Genomic DNA, 15248 nt, shown 5'->3' on the forward strand with positions numbered 1-15248 from the left:
AGAGGTCTCAATACCCCAGTTGTGCAGGTATCTCTCTTGCTTTTTTCTCTTCACCCTTTGGAACCGGAACAGTTATGGTAAAAGGATCATAAATCTTTGCCCCGGTGATCTGGTAGAATCTGAAGAGAAGGGCAGGTTCATCCCCTTCCTGGTATGATACGCCGGTAAAACCATATAAAAATCCGGAATATGGGTATACTGCACCTTCATAGATGAGCCCTTTCGTACTAATCCATGCCTCTGCCGGCATTTTAGCTTTTCTATCTCTGAAAAACCCGGGAGTAATTTTCGCAACGACAAACATAAATGCCGCTATCCCCAGAAGAACAAAGCCGGTCTCTACTCCCCCTTCCGGTACAAAAAGTATGAAAAAGAGGGCAAACAACAGAAACATACCATCTATAATAACCAGGAGGGCTGCATTCCTCTCTTTATGCTCCTCATATTCACGTTTCAGAATACGGTCATACCAGGCAGGATCATAGGTCCAGTGTGCCAGGAGATTCGCATCGGTCACCACGGCATCAAATGCCCGGGACATCGGATAGAATATGAGGCCTGCGACAGCCAGCGAGGAGAAAAACAGGAAGATACTCAGAAACATCAGGGCACACCCGCCATCAAAGCAGGGAATGACGGTGAGTCCGACAAGAAATAGGAAGATAGAAAATCCGGCGAATAAAAAGCACTGTATTATCCGTTTTTTACTGATGTTTTCCATGTCTGGTGATGAAAAATTGGAGATGTGAGTATTTATGAATTTACCTTACCGGGACCAGTCGGGGTGCATGAAAGAACAGGAAATCAACATGTACTCCGTTTTAATGGATAATATAGCCATTCTCCTTATGTGTGAATGAATTGAAGCTCTTATTAACTGTGTTTCATGTAGAAATGGGGAACATGATGCCCTTACTGATATAAATACTTCTATTACACTTGAATTGAAAGATATCGGACGGATGGATGCCTTGTCATCGAATCACCGGATCCTGTCTCCAAGAGCATGGATACGAAGGCCCTTATCACCGGATATCTCCCTTATGAAGCCGACTGGCCCCCCGACGTGCGGGTTATTGCCGATACTCCTTCGCAACAGACATCAAAAGGGCAGACCATCAGGCCTATTCCATACGATGGTGACTCCTCTGACTGACTTAAAAACAGGTTTAAAGGGTGAATCATGAGAGTAATAAAAACTTTACAGGTTGCATAGCAGATCATATTTTTTATGGGGTATCTTTCAGAGTATGTATAAACGAGGTATGCATATGCAGGATGTGAAGATTTCTGGAAGAACAGGTTTTATAATTGTGTTCCTTCTCCTCTCCTCATACGGAGTCTGTGCAGCAGAATCAGGAGATCTATTGGGTGGATCCGGATACGCATATCTGGTTCAGGAAGATCCCTATTTTACCTTTGGGTACCCTGCCGGTATGACGCTTCAGGTAACTGCTGAAGATGGACGAAACACATATCATCTTCAGACAAAAAAAGACCCGCCGGTTACGTTCGTGGTGACCTCAATGGAGAACCCTGAATGGCTTGTCTTACCGACAGAAACGCTGCTGAACTATGAAGAGTCAGCACGAATGAAATTTATCGTCAATGAATCGCACAATCTCACCTGGGGGAAGGATCAATACAGCCAGGATGAGAACCGCTCAACCTGCTTTCGGTCATATCTTGATGAAGACATGGGAGAACTTGTCTTTTCTTCCATCATGAGTACACAGGACGATGTCATCTATGCCCTTCTCCGCGAGCCTGTTGGGTTATATCAGACAGAATATGGGAATTTCACTCTGAAATCTCTTTTAAGTGTCAGGCCACGGGACCCACACCAGAGTTATAATTTCACTCCGGTTGATCTGGATGCTGATCCAAGTGTTTTTCTAAACGCGATAAATTCTTCATCAGGGACGAAGGATTTTGCGTATGATCCGTATACCGGTCTCTATAGGGATACTGATACCGGGTATTATTATATCCCGAATCTGGGAGTTTTTTTCGATCCCACGACGAATAAATTCTATTATCCGTCAGAATTTGGAAATTATAGTGAAAACTTTTTCCAGAACTATGAAGGGCAGTATATTCCGTCAGGGACGCTTGGCGGGTATTATGATGGCCTGTATGCAGGATATGATGCATCTGATATCATTCATGATACGTATCAGAACCGTCAGAACGTATATGATGCGGCAAATGCCATGTGGCGCGATTATATTCGTGACGACCAGTACTATGGGGTGGATGACTCCGGATATGCAGAGCCTATCGATACCGTTCAGGAATACCAGGATTATGGGTTATCCTAATCACTTTTTTGGATCTTTGACCTGCGAAAAAAGGGAGTAGTATAAGAGATCCAGAGTTCAGGCTATCTTTTCTGCAGCCATTTCAATATCTTCTTCTTTGAGAGTTTTTCTTCCCGCGTGTGCGGCAAGTTTGACTGCCTCTTTTACCAGTTTTCCTAAGTACTCTTCAGTCTTTGCCACAAGAATCTCTGATGCATCGCTTCCGACACGCTCAGCACCACTGCTCTTTGCAACCCGTACAACTGCTGCAATCGGTAAGTCTGCCATAGTTTTTACCTGGATATAAATATTGTAGCACTCATATAAAAAAAATTGCATCGAAAAGCCATTTCAGCCCAGGAACCGTGATGAAACCGTGGTCTTTGGTTCCCTGACTCATATGTCAGATCACTTTCACCCTGTTTACCTGAACTTCTTATAGTTGTGAAAATAAGGGCATAAGAATAAGATATGAACAAGAAGTTTATAAGTATTCCAAATGATTCTTTCACGATTCTGGTTGGATTCAGTGATTTTCTGAGTAGAATGCTCGCCGATGTTCCAGTGAAATTCAGGCAGGGCACCATTGTGTACATTCACTCCGGCGGTGGAAACCTGTACCTGCAATCGTCTGCCGGTGACAAGAGCCGGATTGTATTCAGGCAGGAGCGCAATATCATCGATATAATCACGATGCTTGAGAGTGACCCCGCCAGATTTATCATCCTTGCGTATGATCCTGCATGGTTTCGTCATAATGAGGAGTATATCGGACCATTTGGCTATGTGTGCCGGAAACGTTCCGGGAACCGTCAGGAGGTTCTCCTAATTTCAGAAACATTTGATTCAACCATCTCGGACCTTGAATCAATTGCTGACAAGCTGGTCTGCGTTCAGGAACGTCTCACCTGGTCATATCGTGGTTCCGGCGATCCATTCCAATGTGTACATGACAGTTCCCCTGCGGGAAGTATTTCAAATACGGAGGTGAAAAAGAGCGGGCAACAATGCCTGATATGGTGATTCGGCTATCTGCTTTTGAGGGTATTTCGTGAATTCTGGGAAATGAAATCCAAACTTTTTTCTATTTTATTGTATTACATTACCTAAGGTGGGGGTATGAAGGTAAAGGATGTTCTTCTGGAACAAAAAAAAGAACTGATTCTTCGGCTTCAAAGTCAATACATACCCCGTTCTGTAGAAATTAAAAATCCAGATAGCAATTTGATTAAAATTATCATTGGTCCCCGAAGAGCGGGAAAGTCATTTTTTGTAATGAGATACCTGCTTGATACCGTTCCTTTTGGGTATGTGAATTTTGACGATGAACAACTTACTGATCTGGAAAAAATTCCTGATATTCTGACGGCTATCAATGATATTTATGCAGGCTCGAGAACAATCCTGATGGATGAGATACAGAATATTTCCGGTTGGGAACTTCTTGTGAACCGTCTGGCCCGTCAGGGGTATAATCTATTTATTACCGGAAGTAATGCTCATCTCCTCAGTAAAGAGCTTGCAACGCACCTGACCGGAAGACATTCGGTCACAACAATATTTCCGTTTTCATTTCAAGAATTTCTGCAAATGAAAAATAAAGACCTGACAGAGGCAGAATATCGTGAATCCCTGGAGGAGTATTCCCTTACGGGGGGTTTTCCAGAACCTCTTTTAGCCTTTATTGACAAAAAAGATTATCTCATCCGCCTTTTTGATGCGATAATCTACAAAGATATTATCAGAAGATACAATATCGGCTATCCTCAGGGTTTGGGTGACCTTGCCCATTATCTGTGTAGTACAATCTCGAATGAATACTCTGTTCACAGCCTTACAAAAATTTCCGGGTGTAAAAGTGATAAGACAGTAAAAAAATATCTGGATTATCTGGAACAGACGTTCTTATTTTTTTCTGTACCCCGGTTCTCCTTTAAATTTAAAGAACAGGTTTCTTCTCATAAGAAAATTTACTGCATTGATAATGGTTTTATTACAGCGAAAGGGTTTTCCTCCTCGAGAAATAGTGGACGACTTCTGGAGAATATTGTTGCAGTCTCACTCAAGAAAGATGAGTTATCCGGCCTGATTAATTTTTATTATTGGAAAAATGCTCAACAGGAAGAGATAGATTTTGTAGTCCGTGTATATCACAAAATTATCGCTCTTGTTCAGGTATGTACAAAAATGGATGATACAAACACGAAAGAAAGAGAGGTACGTGCCCTTCTAAAGGGAGCACATGATCTAAAATGCTCCAACCTTGTCATGTTGACCATGTATGAAGAGGGTGAACAACAGGAGGAGTGGTTTGGCTATTCTGGTGTTATCAGATATATTCCTCTATGGAAATGGTTATTGTTACCGGCTCATGAGAAACTCGGATACTCTCTTTCCTCATAACCACCAACAATACCTGAGATCATGGATTTGATTTTCACCTCTGTTCTCATCGGTATCGGCCTTGCAATGGACTGTCTTGCTGTTTCCTTTGCGGTTGGTGCACATCAGAAGACGTCCCGGATACGAGCGGCTTTCATCCTGGCACTTTTCTTTGGGGGATTTCAGGGTGGCATGACTCTGCTTGGGTGGCTCCTCGGCTCTGGATTTGCTGATGCCATTGCTGCGTATGATCACTGGGTTGCAGCCGGGCTTCTTTTCATCATCGGCGGTAAAATGGTCCTTGACGGGATTAAAGACGGGCATGAAGAAGAAGCGCCGGATGTTTTTAACTTTGTTGCAGTATTCATTCTTGCAGTGGCAACCAGTATTGATGCTCTTGCGGTCGGTCTGAGTTTTTCACTGCTGCATATTGTCCCGCTCATTCCGGCACTCATCATCGGTCTGATATCTGCGATTTTCTCTGTCGGCGGTGTATATTCCGGGGGAAAGATAGGACATATACTTGGAAAGCGGGTTGATATTCTTGGAGGTGTTATTCTGACTCTTATCGGGATCAGAATCCTCCTTGAACACCTGGTCTGGAACGGGGCCGGAGCATAACCCATCCATTCTGACTACAGATATCCGGAGAGGATTTGGATAATAACTCCTGAAAACCCGATAATGAGACCGATTCCAGCCAGAGGGAGGGTATAATTATTAATAACACCGGTTGTTTCATCTCCGGTGAATCGTTTCACCAGCCAGAAGTAGGGATCGCTTACAAACGACACCATACATGATCCCCCGGCGATCATCAGGACCAGGGCTGCCGGCTGAATATCAGGAAAATCTGAAGCTTTTGCCAGGATCTCTGCCGTTGTTGCAGCCGATACAACCCGTGATCCGGACGCTGCCTGGAGCGCTGCAGCAAGAATAAAAGGAAGGAAAAGTGCAGGAATAGATCCGGATACGAACCAATAGATCTCCTGTGGGAAGGATCCGGCGGCGATAACCGCTCCAAATGCTCCGGCACCACAGAGATCAAACATGATCAGCCCGGCATATTTTGTCCCGTCATGAATACCGATATCCCGTGCCTCTTTCCCGACTGATACCATGGCCACAAGCAGACCACAAAAGAGGGCTATGGAGATTATGGAAAAGAATGAGATGGCTGGAATCAGAAGTCCGAGTCCTGCCAGGAGAAAAGGGGTTATCACCGGAGCCCATGCTTTCACCCGTGAGTGCTTTTTTAGTGGGATTCTTACCTCTGATTCAAGACCCCCTGTCTTTTTTCGTGCATACAAAAGCAGCAATACAAGCATAATCACGGCAACAGGAATAAGGACCAGATCCAGAGCCCAGGGATCTGCAAGAGAGGGCAACAGGGTCACCATGACCGGGACCACTGCCGGAGAAGGGTATATGAGAACAAAGGATATTATCGAAGCAATTGCTGCAATATACAAGTATGGTGACGCTGATTTTTTACCGACTGTCTGCTCAATGACCGGCGCGATGAGAACAAAGGCAGTATTACAGCACATGAGCGGAAGAGACAGGATCCATCCCCCTATCCCTGCCGTATTCTCCGGGCTTTTCATGAATCGGGAGATATCATCCACAATGGTGTCGATGTACCCTGACCGCCTGAGCATATGGGCGATACAGACTCCACAAAAGACCATGATCGCAAGAACCTGAAATATTTTCGCAGCCCCTGATACGATCCCCAGATACAAAACAACCGGGTCATTCCCATCAAGGATTCCATAGATGAATGCTGCAGAGATAAGGGTAATAAATGGAGAGATCCTGAATCTGACAGTCAGAATGAGAATATATACAAGGATTCCTCCAAAGATGAGAATTGAGTTCATTCGAGCCGGTTGATAGAGGCATGTGTTCTAGAAGTCCTGGCCTGGTTATTACCTTGGATCAGGATATCTTTTTTATCCGGAACACTCCCCGGGGGATGGATATCAAAAACCGGGCTCCCTTTCCCGGTTCTCCATTTTCACAGATTTTCATATCGGTAATTGACAAAATCTCCCGCACCAGAAACAGTCCGATTCCTCCAACAAGCCCAGTTCTCCGCTCAAATATTTTTTCTTTCCGATCAGATTCGACCCCAATCCCGTTGTCCTCAAGGATCAGGGATACTTCGTTTTCAGAGGCTTTAAAATAAAACTGATACTTGGTTGCATGAACGCTGTGATATTTGATATTTTCCAGCAGGTAAAAAAATGCATCTTCAAGTAATGGATCTGCGAAAATTTCCAGTCCTTCAAGCGTAATGCTTCGTTCATACTCCGACATGTCAAGATGAGAAACGGCAAAAACATAGACTTCCATGACATTCTGCCATTTTGGCGGATGAATACCCATGTTCAGGTACTGCTTTGCCAGGTGTAAAATCCGCTCAATTTTCTGCATCTGGGAGAGGGATTTCTCAAGATACATCTGGACCGGCTCATCGGATACTGCTTCTTTTGTCAGGGTCAGATACCCGCTTAAAGAGAAAAGAGCGTTTTGGATATCCTGAAAGGTGAGGGAGTTTAAAAGGTTTAATTTTTTCCTTGCAAGATCAAGAGCAGACTGGATATTTCTCAGTTCATCATAATTCTCTCTCAGTTCCTCTTCCTTCTGCTGTATCTCTTCAATAGCATCAAGGAGGTCTGCATTGGTCTGCTCAAGCTCATGAAGACGCTGCTGAAGTTCGGGATAGTAACTTTTCCGAATCGACGACTCGCCAAGGCCGATGATCTTCATCCGCTGGTCATCCCAGTCGGGTGATTCTTCAGAGTGCTCCTTCATATATGTGTTCCAGGTCGCTTACAGTCGGTTTTCGTGGATTTGTCGCCAGACAGGGATCCCGAATGGCGGATTTTGCAAGGTCTGCAATATCCTCTCTTGATACTCCAAGATCTCCAAGCCGTTCTGTAATACCTAGCTCAGTTCTCAGTGCCTGAAGAGCTGATAATAGCTTCTGTTTTATCTCCTGTGGATCATGGGATGAGCAGTCAACATTCATCGTCTGCGCAATGGTTTCGTACCGTTCAGGACAGACCTCAAAGTTGTAATCTATGACCGATTCAAGGAGCAGGGCATTGCATTCTCCATGGGGAAGATCAGAGAGTCCGCCCAGGCTGTGTGCCATGGCATGGACTGCACCAAGGCTTGCATTAGAGAACGCAAGTCCGGCAAGCAGGCTGCCAAGCATTGTTTTATACCGGTACCCGATATGGTCAGGATTATGATATGCAAGGGGCAGGTATGCACTGATGAGACGGATCGATTCAAGAGCCTGAATGTCTGTAACCGGTGAAGATGCATTTGAAACATATGCCTCGATGCTGTGAACCAGGGCATCCATCCCGGTATGTGCCGTCAGATCCGAGGTGAGAGACGTGAGGGGGACCGGATCACATAGTGAGATATCGGGAACGATTTTTTTACTGATGATTGCGATCTTTACTTTTCTTTTGGTATCATTGATAATTGCAAACTGTGAGACATCAGCAGCAGATCCGGATGTTGTCGGTATGCAGATAAGGGGAGGGGCCGGGATACTGACATTGTCCACTCCTTCAAATTCAAGGATGTGTTGTTCATTGGATACGACAATCCCGATACCCTTGGCACAATCAATCGGACTTCCCCCGCCCACTGCAATAACGGCATCACATCCTTTCTTTTTATAGAGTTCTGCCCCGTTCATGACCTCATAATCACGAGGGTTCGGGGAGACATCAGGGAAGATTGTATATTGTATTCCCTCACTCTCAAGGCTTTCTGTTACATCACCGACCCAGCCGGCTTTGATGAGTTTTGGTCCGGTAACGAGAAATACATGATTTGCACCAAAATTCTTTGCATACCGTCCTGCCAGTCTGCGGGCATCAACACCAATGATGAATTCAGGAGCTACAAATTTTCTCAGTTCAAATAAGGTATCTGTTATGTTCCTCCCCCCCCCCTGTACTTTTTTCCTAGTAGCAGTAATGCACATGCAGCTATTTATAGTCCACTGTACTGGTTTTCTCTGCTCAATGGTATCTTAACCTTTCTGAAACAGATGCCTCCATCAATCCGTAGGCAAATTTCTAGTAGTCCCGGTTAACGGAGATCAGGGATTCAAGTTCTCACAGCACGTGCACATTCCCGGGGTCAGGGTACCTGGATGGTGCGATATCTGAATCATGGAATTTGTCTTCCGGATCTTCTGATGGTTTCTCCACGAAAGCTTCTCTTCATATGGAAAGTTAAAGACTTCCACAGATCGGTATTGATAAGGTGACTGACACGATGGGACAGGAAATGGTGTTCATACTTTTTCGATATGACTGCCCAAATTCTGTATCTGAAAAAACCAGAATCATCATGTATGAGAACAATATCGAATCATAGAGATATTTGCGGATTAGAAGCCAAACCGGGATTGATCGATTAACATCTTTGTCTCTCCTCAAAACCCTTATAGCAGTAAATTTTATGTTTAGAAATTCCTCAATTGACTTCCTGATCCGGATTATTCTCCACCGAGTTATGGTCTTTTCAATCTCTTCCATACGAATGGGAACCATGTTTAGGACTTTTATTATCGATGGATTTCTGCCCAAAAGACTCTTTTTGGAGGAATGCCATATTCTGGTTTTTCGATAATTACGCGATCTTTACAACCAATGTCGGGCACATACGTGACTCCTTTGTTCTCAATGCGGGGTAATAACCAAGGGTGTTTTCCATAAAAAAATCCATTGCGACAAAAGAAAACTTGATCTTGGCTTCAATCACCTGACAGATTAATTCATATACCAACTCGGCTTTGGTTTTAAAACATTGAAACTCTGGGGGAATGCCAGCAGCATCACAACGGCTGGGGTTTTTTGTCCGGATACCAGGAAGATACTGACGGAAGTCAGGCAATAACCGAAAACCATTCGTGACATAGGCCATAAAGACATCAGCCTGATAGTTCTCAACCGTACTCGAATTCCCACAATATTGGCTATTAACACCAATGGAGTAATTCCCAGCCTTTGGGTTTCCACATTCATCGATAACTAATGCACCGTTTTTTCCTATAAGACGCCATCCATTCGTGATAATCCAATCTATGAGCCGTCGGTGATCCCAAGGAGATTGAGAGAGGAAATGATTGAATGATTGATTATTTACCGAGCTGAAATTGTCCGAAATTACTGATATATGACATCTTGATGGGTTTTCTAAAAGCCCTTTATCATATTCCAGGGCGATTGCCCATCCGTTAAGGTTTTTTGCAGAAAACAGTTTTTAGGGCTTTAATTCTAATAAATGCACAATTAAGGCAATATGAGTTACTATGGTCTTGCTGAGAGTTTCAGTCTCGTTTTCTCATCGTGATTTTGCACAGTCAAAATATTGTCCCTTTATATATAAAGATCAATCGATATAATTTTGGATATGAGCCTTTCAAACTTGACATTTTAGCGATTTTCGGACATTTCAGGAGAAGATGGACAGAGAGAAGTTACAAAAGAACGCTGAATCTGATATGCCGGGATAATGTGAATGGACTGTGGATGGATGAGAACGGAGAGCCGGGCGAACGTGCATGGTTTGAGATTCGGGTAACTTACGGAAGATGGAGACGGACTATTACACCTTAATATGTAATCAGATCCATATAAGAGGCATTTCACCTGTTCAGGCGTAACTCCATTCATGAGGAATAATGATCTTTGAATTAGAAAGACTCGTGCAGCTGTGTGACGGTGTTGCAGTACTCTCTCTTATTGCATATTTTCTCACCAGAACCAGGTATTCATCGGTTTTTGTATCAAAGACATTCTCTCCTTTTTCCGCTCTTTTCATGGCCCTGATTGGAGGTTTTTTTTATCTGTATGGGATGATGACTGGTGTTCAGATTGGACCCTATGATATCAGTATCCAGATGCTCGGACCGGTGATTGCAGGGCTTGTTGCCGGGACGATCAGTGGTCTACTCGCCGGATCGCTTGGAATCCTGTTACATATCGGACTCGGAGAACCCATCGGGCCATTTACTCTCATCATAACATTTCTCTCGGGAATAATGGGCGGGTTGTTCTGGTACCTGCACAAAGATGCCATAATCCGGATGTCACATGCCTTTCTCCTGGGATTTTTGGTGGCATCAGTTCAGTTTATTATTGGAAAAGATGGGATTAATCAGGATATTCTGCTACCCGGTGAGGTTATCGAAGGGACTATTGACATTTTCCTCCCCACAATCCTCGGATTATGCATCTTTGTCTTTATCATTAACAATCTCCGGCTGGAAGAAGAAAATAACCGGAAATCTTTTCAGATTGAGGGGGAGCTTACAGCAGCCCGTCAGATCCAGATCGGCTCTCTCCCTGAACAGAACCAGGAATGGGATCATGTATCCCTTTCAGCATCCCTTCTTCCCGCTTCATACATCGGAGGTGACCTGTATGATTACCTGAAACTCGATGATGAGGATCTGTATTTTGCATTAGGTGATGTATCTGGAAAAGGTGTCCCTGCAGCTCTTCTGATGTCATCCACCCGGATGATACTCAGATCAAAAATCCGTGAAACACGTGATCCCTGTGCCCTCGTTCGTGAGATTAATCGTTCATTTCTGGAAGATGGTGACAGCAGACAGTTCATCACCCTGATTGTTGGAATAGTACATCTACAGACAGGTGAGGTCTGTTATTGTAATGCCGGCCATCCTCCGCCATATCTGATAACCCGTTCAGCAACAATCGAACTTGAATCAGACGGGAATCTCCCGGCTGGAGTTTTGGAAGATGAACAATACATCCCGCATTTCGTCTCACTAAAACAGGGTGATCTGCTTGTACTCGTCAGTGATGGCGTTACTGAGGCAGAACGAGGTGAGGAATTGTATGGATCAGAACGGGTAGTCCGGATTTTATCAGAGCAATCTCCGAAAACACCCCTGGAGGTTGTCGATTTACTCAATCATGAAGTGAAAACCTGGACTGGTGACAATCCCCAGAGTGATGACTGCACAATACTTGCGTTACGGTATTATTCCGCCTCTCCTTCGGAAAATTAATGTATATGGTATTCCGGGTGTTTATGCTTGCCCACACTCCTGTATCGCTATTCCCGGGGGGTTTTACTCTCTCATGAGCACTCATACGAATACTATTGCATTATTACCTCCAATAATTACTGATAACCATGAACGAGCAGTATGGAAAACCTTTGAAAATACCCCGAACGATGAGTACCCAGCACCCGGATAATGTCCATACTCCGTTTTTCACTGAGAATATTGAGCTCACCGGTGAAGATGAGGTAAAGGAAGCGTATTACGTGTATTCACACCTGGGATGCACTGAGCAGATGTGGGACTGTGAAGGGAAAGAAGTTGATAATTACGTTGTGAAGAAACTACTTTCCCGGTATGGCGATTATTTTAAAGAGCATCATCTGGGCCGTGATCTCTTCCTCACGCTTCGGGTACCAAACCCGGAGATAGAACGGACAGAAGCGAAGATCCTACTGGAAACACTGGGGTCAATTCCCCGGTCCTATGATGTTGCACATCATTTCTATAACGACACCTATGCCCCGATCTTTGAGATTATCCTCCCGATGACAACTTCATTTGCATCAATTGACAACATCTACCAGTACTATTGTGACTTTGTCATCGGTCAGCAATATAAACGGTTAGGTGGCCGTGATCTTACGATTGCAGAGTGGATTGGGCCGTTCCATCCAGACAAGATCCGTGTCATTCCGCTCTTTGAGGATAAGGATGGTATGCTTGCCGCTGATACGATCCTCCGGCGGTATTTTCAGGATAAGGATCTTGATTACCAGCGGGTGTTCCTTGCACGATCTGATCCGGCGGTGAATTATGGACAGATTGGGGCAGTACTCCTGAATAAAATTGCCCTCTGGCGTCTTCACCTTCTGTCGGAAGATACCGGGATTCCCGTCTATCCGATCATCGGGGCAGGATCAGCCCCTTTTAGAGGGAATTTACGGCCGGATACCGTTCGAAGGGTGACTGATGAGTATGCTGGGGCGTATACCTTTACTATCCAGTCGGCATTTAAGTACGATACCAATCTGGAAGAAGCGGTGTCTGCAATCCGGTATCTTGAGGAACGGGAGATCACTCCTGCACGGGAGATTGATGATACGTATGCGATATCACTCATCGAGCGATATGCTGCCGGGTATCAGAAACAGATACGGTCATTGGCTCCTCTTATTAATCGTGTGGCGGCATATATTCCAAGCCGACGGAAACGAAAGCTCCATGTGGGCTTATTCGGGTATTCCCGGAACATGGGTGGTGTTTCACTTCCCCGTGCGATTACCGTGACCGCTGCATTGTATTCAATCGGGATACCTCCGGAGGTCCTGGGATTATCTGCACTGACTGAGAACGATCGGGAGTTTGTCCTTGAGAATTACCGGTATGTGACTGAAGATCTCAGTGATGCATGCCGATATCTCAATCCTGACTCTTCATTTCTGCCGGATGAGATCAAGAAGATCCTCCCTGACTGGATTGAGATTGATCCCCATTCTGAGCATAGAGTCCTCTCTGGTCAGATAGAGAAGGCCGTGACTGCCTGTCAGATAGATAGTGTACAGGATATGATCATCAGGGCTGGAGCAATCCGAAAGTTTCTCGGGTAAACCCCGTTCCTTTTCTCTTACATCCGCGATTCAAGGTTGATTTTTTACCTTATGTGGTAAAATTGGAGATTTATTGGTTTTTTAGCTCCAGATCACGGGCTTCACCAGAGCCCTGCTATTGTCAGATCGGAAATCAGCCAATACATTGTGTGGGTGGGTTTGACTGATGAATAGCGAGGCGCTATAAGAGTGTATTTTAGGGATATTTTCTGAATCAAAAGTTAATTTAGAACTTATTTTGATACGAGGATTACGGGGAGTGCCTGGTACATCAGTTCTCTCTTATTTCTCAAAAATACCTTCACATTGTTGATATTTTTTTCGGGGATTGGTCTATATCCACACATCAATATATATAATTGTATTATAGGTGGACACATTCTCTATGGTTAATTTTCAAATAAAGACTTCTCAATACGGAATATCCGAAAGATCATGCACTTCATATCCTGCTTTGCGAATTTCATCCTTCCCTGATATTTTTTTTCCAACCAGAGCACAGATGGTCTTTCGGTTCTCATTCCTCCACCATATGTTCCGGCTCTTTTCTTCTAGTTTTTTGAGTATGCTCATCGCCTCATTCTTGGATAAATCTGTCCATTTACATTCTACACAGATCATCAGGTCTTCATCTTCACAGATGCTCACGAGGTCTATCTCCATCTCATTATGCCACCATCTTCCCAGCTGGTTTATGTGGATGTGTGGAAAAAGGACTCTTTCCCTGATGAGATGTTCTGTCAGAAGTTCAAAAAGTGCTCCGGAATAGAGAGAAAAATTCTTCTGGACCCTTGTGAGCACCTCTGGCGTCTGCCGAGCTTCAATAGCCGTCATCTCCGGATAGATGAATCTGAACCAGAAGGAGAGATAGGGATCTGAAATCCGGTATCGTCGTTTCCTGGATCCCGGAGAAGCAGTAACTGGCAGTTCTTCATGCACAATATGAAGTTTCATCAGAACAGAAAGATATTTTGAGACCATACTCCGGTCAAGACCTGTCTGCTGAATGATCTCACCAAGTGAGGTATTTCGCTCAGCTATTGCCTTCAGAATTGTCAGATAATTTGCAGGTTCTCTGAATTCATACTGGAGTAATAATTCAGCCTCCATCGTGAGGTAAGCACCTTTGGTAAGAAAGAGTCTGGTAATATTAGACCAGAAGTCAGTGGTGGGATCAAAGAGTTCAAGATATGCAGGAATCCCTCCGGTTGTAAACCATACCTGAGCCAGATCAACACATGACCAGGGAAGGAATTCTTTCATATGAAGAAAAGACAATGGTTCCACCTGCCATTGACCTGTTCTTCTCCCATACAGGGGGCTTTTATATCCAAGGACCTCCTGTTCCATAATGCTGATACTTGAACCGGAGAGGACGAGCATCACCGGATTATCCCGCATATGCAGGTCCCAGATTCGCTGGAATTGGGATGGAACTGATCGGTCTCTCTCGATAAGATATGGAAATTCATCAATAACGATAGGAATTTTCTGTTGTATCCTGACAATTTTCTGAACCTGATGGTGTGATAGGAAACTGGTCCAGAGTGCTTCGAATGACGGATACGATACACGTGCAAAATTGGGATCATTCAGGAAATCAGATATTTCTTGTGCAAAGATCCCGATATTGGTCTTTTCAGATTCTGTTGTTGCCAGAATGTAAATCCCTTGTTTATCCTTTAAAAACCGAATTAGCAGTTCAGTCTTCCCAACCCGACGCCTGCCATAGAGTATGATAAGTTCAGACTTGTGTGAGCGATACCGGTCTTCAAGAAATGCGAGTTCATGAGTGCGGTTGATGAAGTTAATGTGAGACATAAGTATATTACTTATCTCTCACGAAATGATGAATATATGGATCACATCTCTTCCTATTCA

General features: G+C 44.2%; 14 protein-coding genes. 7 read left to right on the forward strand and 7 right to left on the reverse strand.

Going from position 1 to position 15248, the window contains the following annotated elements:
• Window positions 1-7 precede the first annotated feature (7 nt).
• Entirely contained in the window at window positions 8-721 is a 714-nt protein-coding gene (locus MHUN_RS00845) for a hypothetical protein (RefSeq protein WP_011447235.1), read from the reverse strand.
• Between the two features lie 285 nt (window positions 722-1006).
• Between MHUN_RS00845 and MHUN_RS18845 the strand changes: the two genes are divergently transcribed.
• Both MHUN_RS18845 and MHUN_RS00850 read left to right on the forward strand, forming a co-directional pair.
• Entirely contained in the window at window positions 1007-1156 is a 150-nt protein-coding gene (locus MHUN_RS18845; protein WP_158498119.1) for a hypothetical protein, read from the forward strand.
• A gap of 94 nt (window positions 1157-1250) precedes the next feature.
• On the forward strand, window positions 1251-2321 hold the full coding sequence (locus tag MHUN_RS00850) for an OCRE domain-containing protein (RefSeq protein ID WP_143709303.1): 1071 nt from the start codon (window positions 1251-1253) through the stop codon (window positions 2319-2321).
• 57 nt (window positions 2322-2378) lie between these two features.
• Here MHUN_RS00850 and MHUN_RS00855 read toward each other — a convergent pair whose 3' ends face one another.
• On the reverse strand, window positions 2379-2588 hold the full coding sequence (locus MHUN_RS00855) for a histone family protein (RefSeq protein ID WP_011447237.1): 210 nt from the start codon (window positions 2586-2588) through the stop codon (window positions 2379-2381).
• Between the two features lie 258 nt (window positions 2589-2846).
• Here MHUN_RS00855 and MHUN_RS00860 point away from each other — a divergent pair, with 258 nt between their 5' ends.
• The 3 genes from MHUN_RS00860 to MHUN_RS00870 all read left to right on the forward strand — a co-directional run bounded on the left by MHUN_RS00860 (window position 2847) and on the right by MHUN_RS00870 (window position 5303).
• Window positions 2847-3323, forward strand: a complete 477-nt coding sequence (locus MHUN_RS00860) for a hypothetical protein (RefSeq protein WP_204222996.1) — start codon at window positions 2847-2849, stop codon at window positions 3321-3323.
• A 96-nt stretch (window positions 3324-3419) separates the two neighbouring features.
• Window positions 3420-4703 (forward strand): ATP-binding protein, encoded by a 1284-nt coding sequence (locus MHUN_RS00865; protein ID WP_011447239.1) that lies wholly within the window; start codon window positions 3420-3422, stop codon window positions 4701-4703.
• Between the two features lie 21 nt (window positions 4704-4724).
• A complete protein-coding gene (locus MHUN_RS00870) occupies window positions 4725-5303 on the forward strand; it encodes a manganese efflux pump MntP (protein WP_011447240.1) in 579 nt (192 codons plus the stop codon).
• Between the two features lie 14 nt (window positions 5304-5317).
• Here MHUN_RS00870 and MHUN_RS00875 read toward each other — a convergent pair whose 3' ends face one another.
• The 4 genes from MHUN_RS00875 to MHUN_RS18020 all read right to left on the reverse strand — a co-directional run bounded on the left by MHUN_RS00875 (window position 5318) and on the right by MHUN_RS18020 (window position 9980).
• On the reverse strand, window positions 5318-6565 hold the full coding sequence (locus MHUN_RS00875; RefSeq protein ID WP_011447241.1) for a GntP family permease: 1248 nt from the start codon (window positions 6563-6565) through the stop codon (window positions 5318-5320).
• Between the two features lie 58 nt (window positions 6566-6623).
• The gene (locus MHUN_RS00880; RefSeq protein ID WP_048067172.1) at window positions 6624-7502 is read right to left on the reverse strand and encodes a sensor histidine kinase; all 879 of its coding nucleotides are present in this window, start codon (window positions 7500-7502) and stop codon (window positions 6624-6626) included.
• Complete coding sequence (gene ercA / locus MHUN_RS00885; RefSeq protein WP_011447243.1) at window positions 7486-8697, reverse strand: alcohol dehydrogenase-like regulatory protein ErcA; 1212 nt, start codon at window positions 8695-8697, stop codon at window positions 7486-7488. The genes MHUN_RS00880 and ercA overlap by 17 nt, the downstream gene beginning before the upstream one ends.
• A 653-nt stretch (window positions 8698-9350) precedes the next feature.
• On the reverse strand, window positions 9351-9980 hold the full coding sequence (locus tag MHUN_RS18020; RefSeq protein WP_083758368.1) for a transposase: 630 nt from the start codon (window positions 9978-9980) through the stop codon (window positions 9351-9353).
• A 424-nt stretch (window positions 9981-10404) separates the two neighbouring features.
• On the opposite strand from MHUN_RS18020, the gene MHUN_RS00900 reads away from it, so the two are divergent.
• The gene (locus tag MHUN_RS00900) at window positions 10405-11760 is read left to right on the forward strand and encodes a PP2C family protein-serine/threonine phosphatase (protein WP_011447244.1); all 1356 of its coding nucleotides are present in this window, start codon (window positions 10405-10407) and stop codon (window positions 11758-11760) included.
• Between the two features lie 128 nt (window positions 11761-11888).
• Window positions 11889-13367: a phosphoenolpyruvate carboxylase gene (gene ppcA, locus MHUN_RS00905; RefSeq protein WP_011447245.1), complete on the forward strand. Its 1479-nt coding sequence runs from the start codon at window positions 11889-11891 to the stop codon at window positions 13365-13367.
• Between the two features lie 411 nt (window positions 13368-13778).
• Here the strand turns inward: ppcA and MHUN_RS00910 are convergent, their stop codons facing one another.
• Window positions 13779-15188, reverse strand: a complete 1410-nt coding sequence (locus MHUN_RS00910; protein WP_011447246.1) for an ATP-binding protein — start codon at window positions 15186-15188, stop codon at window positions 13779-13781.
• Window positions 15189-15248: the final 60 nt, after the last annotated feature.

This window comes from Methanospirillum hungatei JF-1, from assembly GCF_000013445.1.
Classification (GTDB): domain Archaea; phylum Halobacteriota; class Methanomicrobia; order Methanomicrobiales; family Methanospirillaceae; genus Methanospirillum; species Methanospirillum hungatei.

Coding starts and splice junctions, on each gene's coding strand:
- MHUN_RS00845 (WP_011447235.1), bottom strand. CDS start 721: ATGGAAAACATCAGTAAAAAACGGATAATACAGTGCTTTTTATTCGCC.
- MHUN_RS18845 (WP_158498119.1), top strand. CDS start 1,007: ATGGATACGAAGGCCCTTATCACCGGATATCTCCCTTATGAAGCCGAC.
- MHUN_RS00850 (WP_143709303.1), top strand. CDS start 1,251: ATGTATAAACGAGGTATGCATATGCAGGATGTGAAGATTTCTGGAAGA.
- MHUN_RS00855 (WP_011447237.1), bottom strand. CDS start 2,588: ATGGCAGACTTACCGATTGCAGCAGTTGTACGGGTTGCAAAGAGCAGT.
- MHUN_RS00860 (WP_204222996.1), top strand. CDS start 2,847: ATGCTCGCCGATGTTCCAGTGAAATTCAGGCAGGGCACCATTGTGTAC.
- MHUN_RS00865 (WP_011447239.1), top strand. CDS start 3,420: ATGAAGGTAAAGGATGTTCTTCTGGAACAAAAAAAAGAACTGATTCTT.
- MHUN_RS00870 (WP_011447240.1), top strand. CDS start 4,725: ATGGATTTGATTTTCACCTCTGTTCTCATCGGTATCGGCCTTGCAATG.
- MHUN_RS00875 (WP_011447241.1), bottom strand. CDS start 6,565: ATGAACTCAATTCTCATCTTTGGAGGAATCCTTGTATATATTCTCATT.
- MHUN_RS00880 (WP_048067172.1), bottom strand. CDS start 7,502: ATGAAGGAGCACTCTGAAGAATCACCCGACTGGGATGACCAGCGGATG.
- ercA (WP_011447243.1), bottom strand. CDS start 8,697: ATGTGCATTACTGCTACTAGGAAAAAAGTACAGGGGGGGGGGAGGAAC.
- MHUN_RS00900 (WP_011447244.1), top strand. CDS start 10,405: ATGATCTTTGAATTAGAAAGACTCGTGCAGCTGTGTGACGGTGTTGCA.
- ppcA (WP_011447245.1), top strand. CDS start 11,889: ATGAACGAGCAGTATGGAAAACCTTTGAAAATACCCCGAACGATGAGT.
- MHUN_RS00910 (WP_011447246.1), bottom strand. CDS start 15,188: ATGTCTCACATTAACTTCATCAACCGCACTCATGAACTCGCATTTCTT.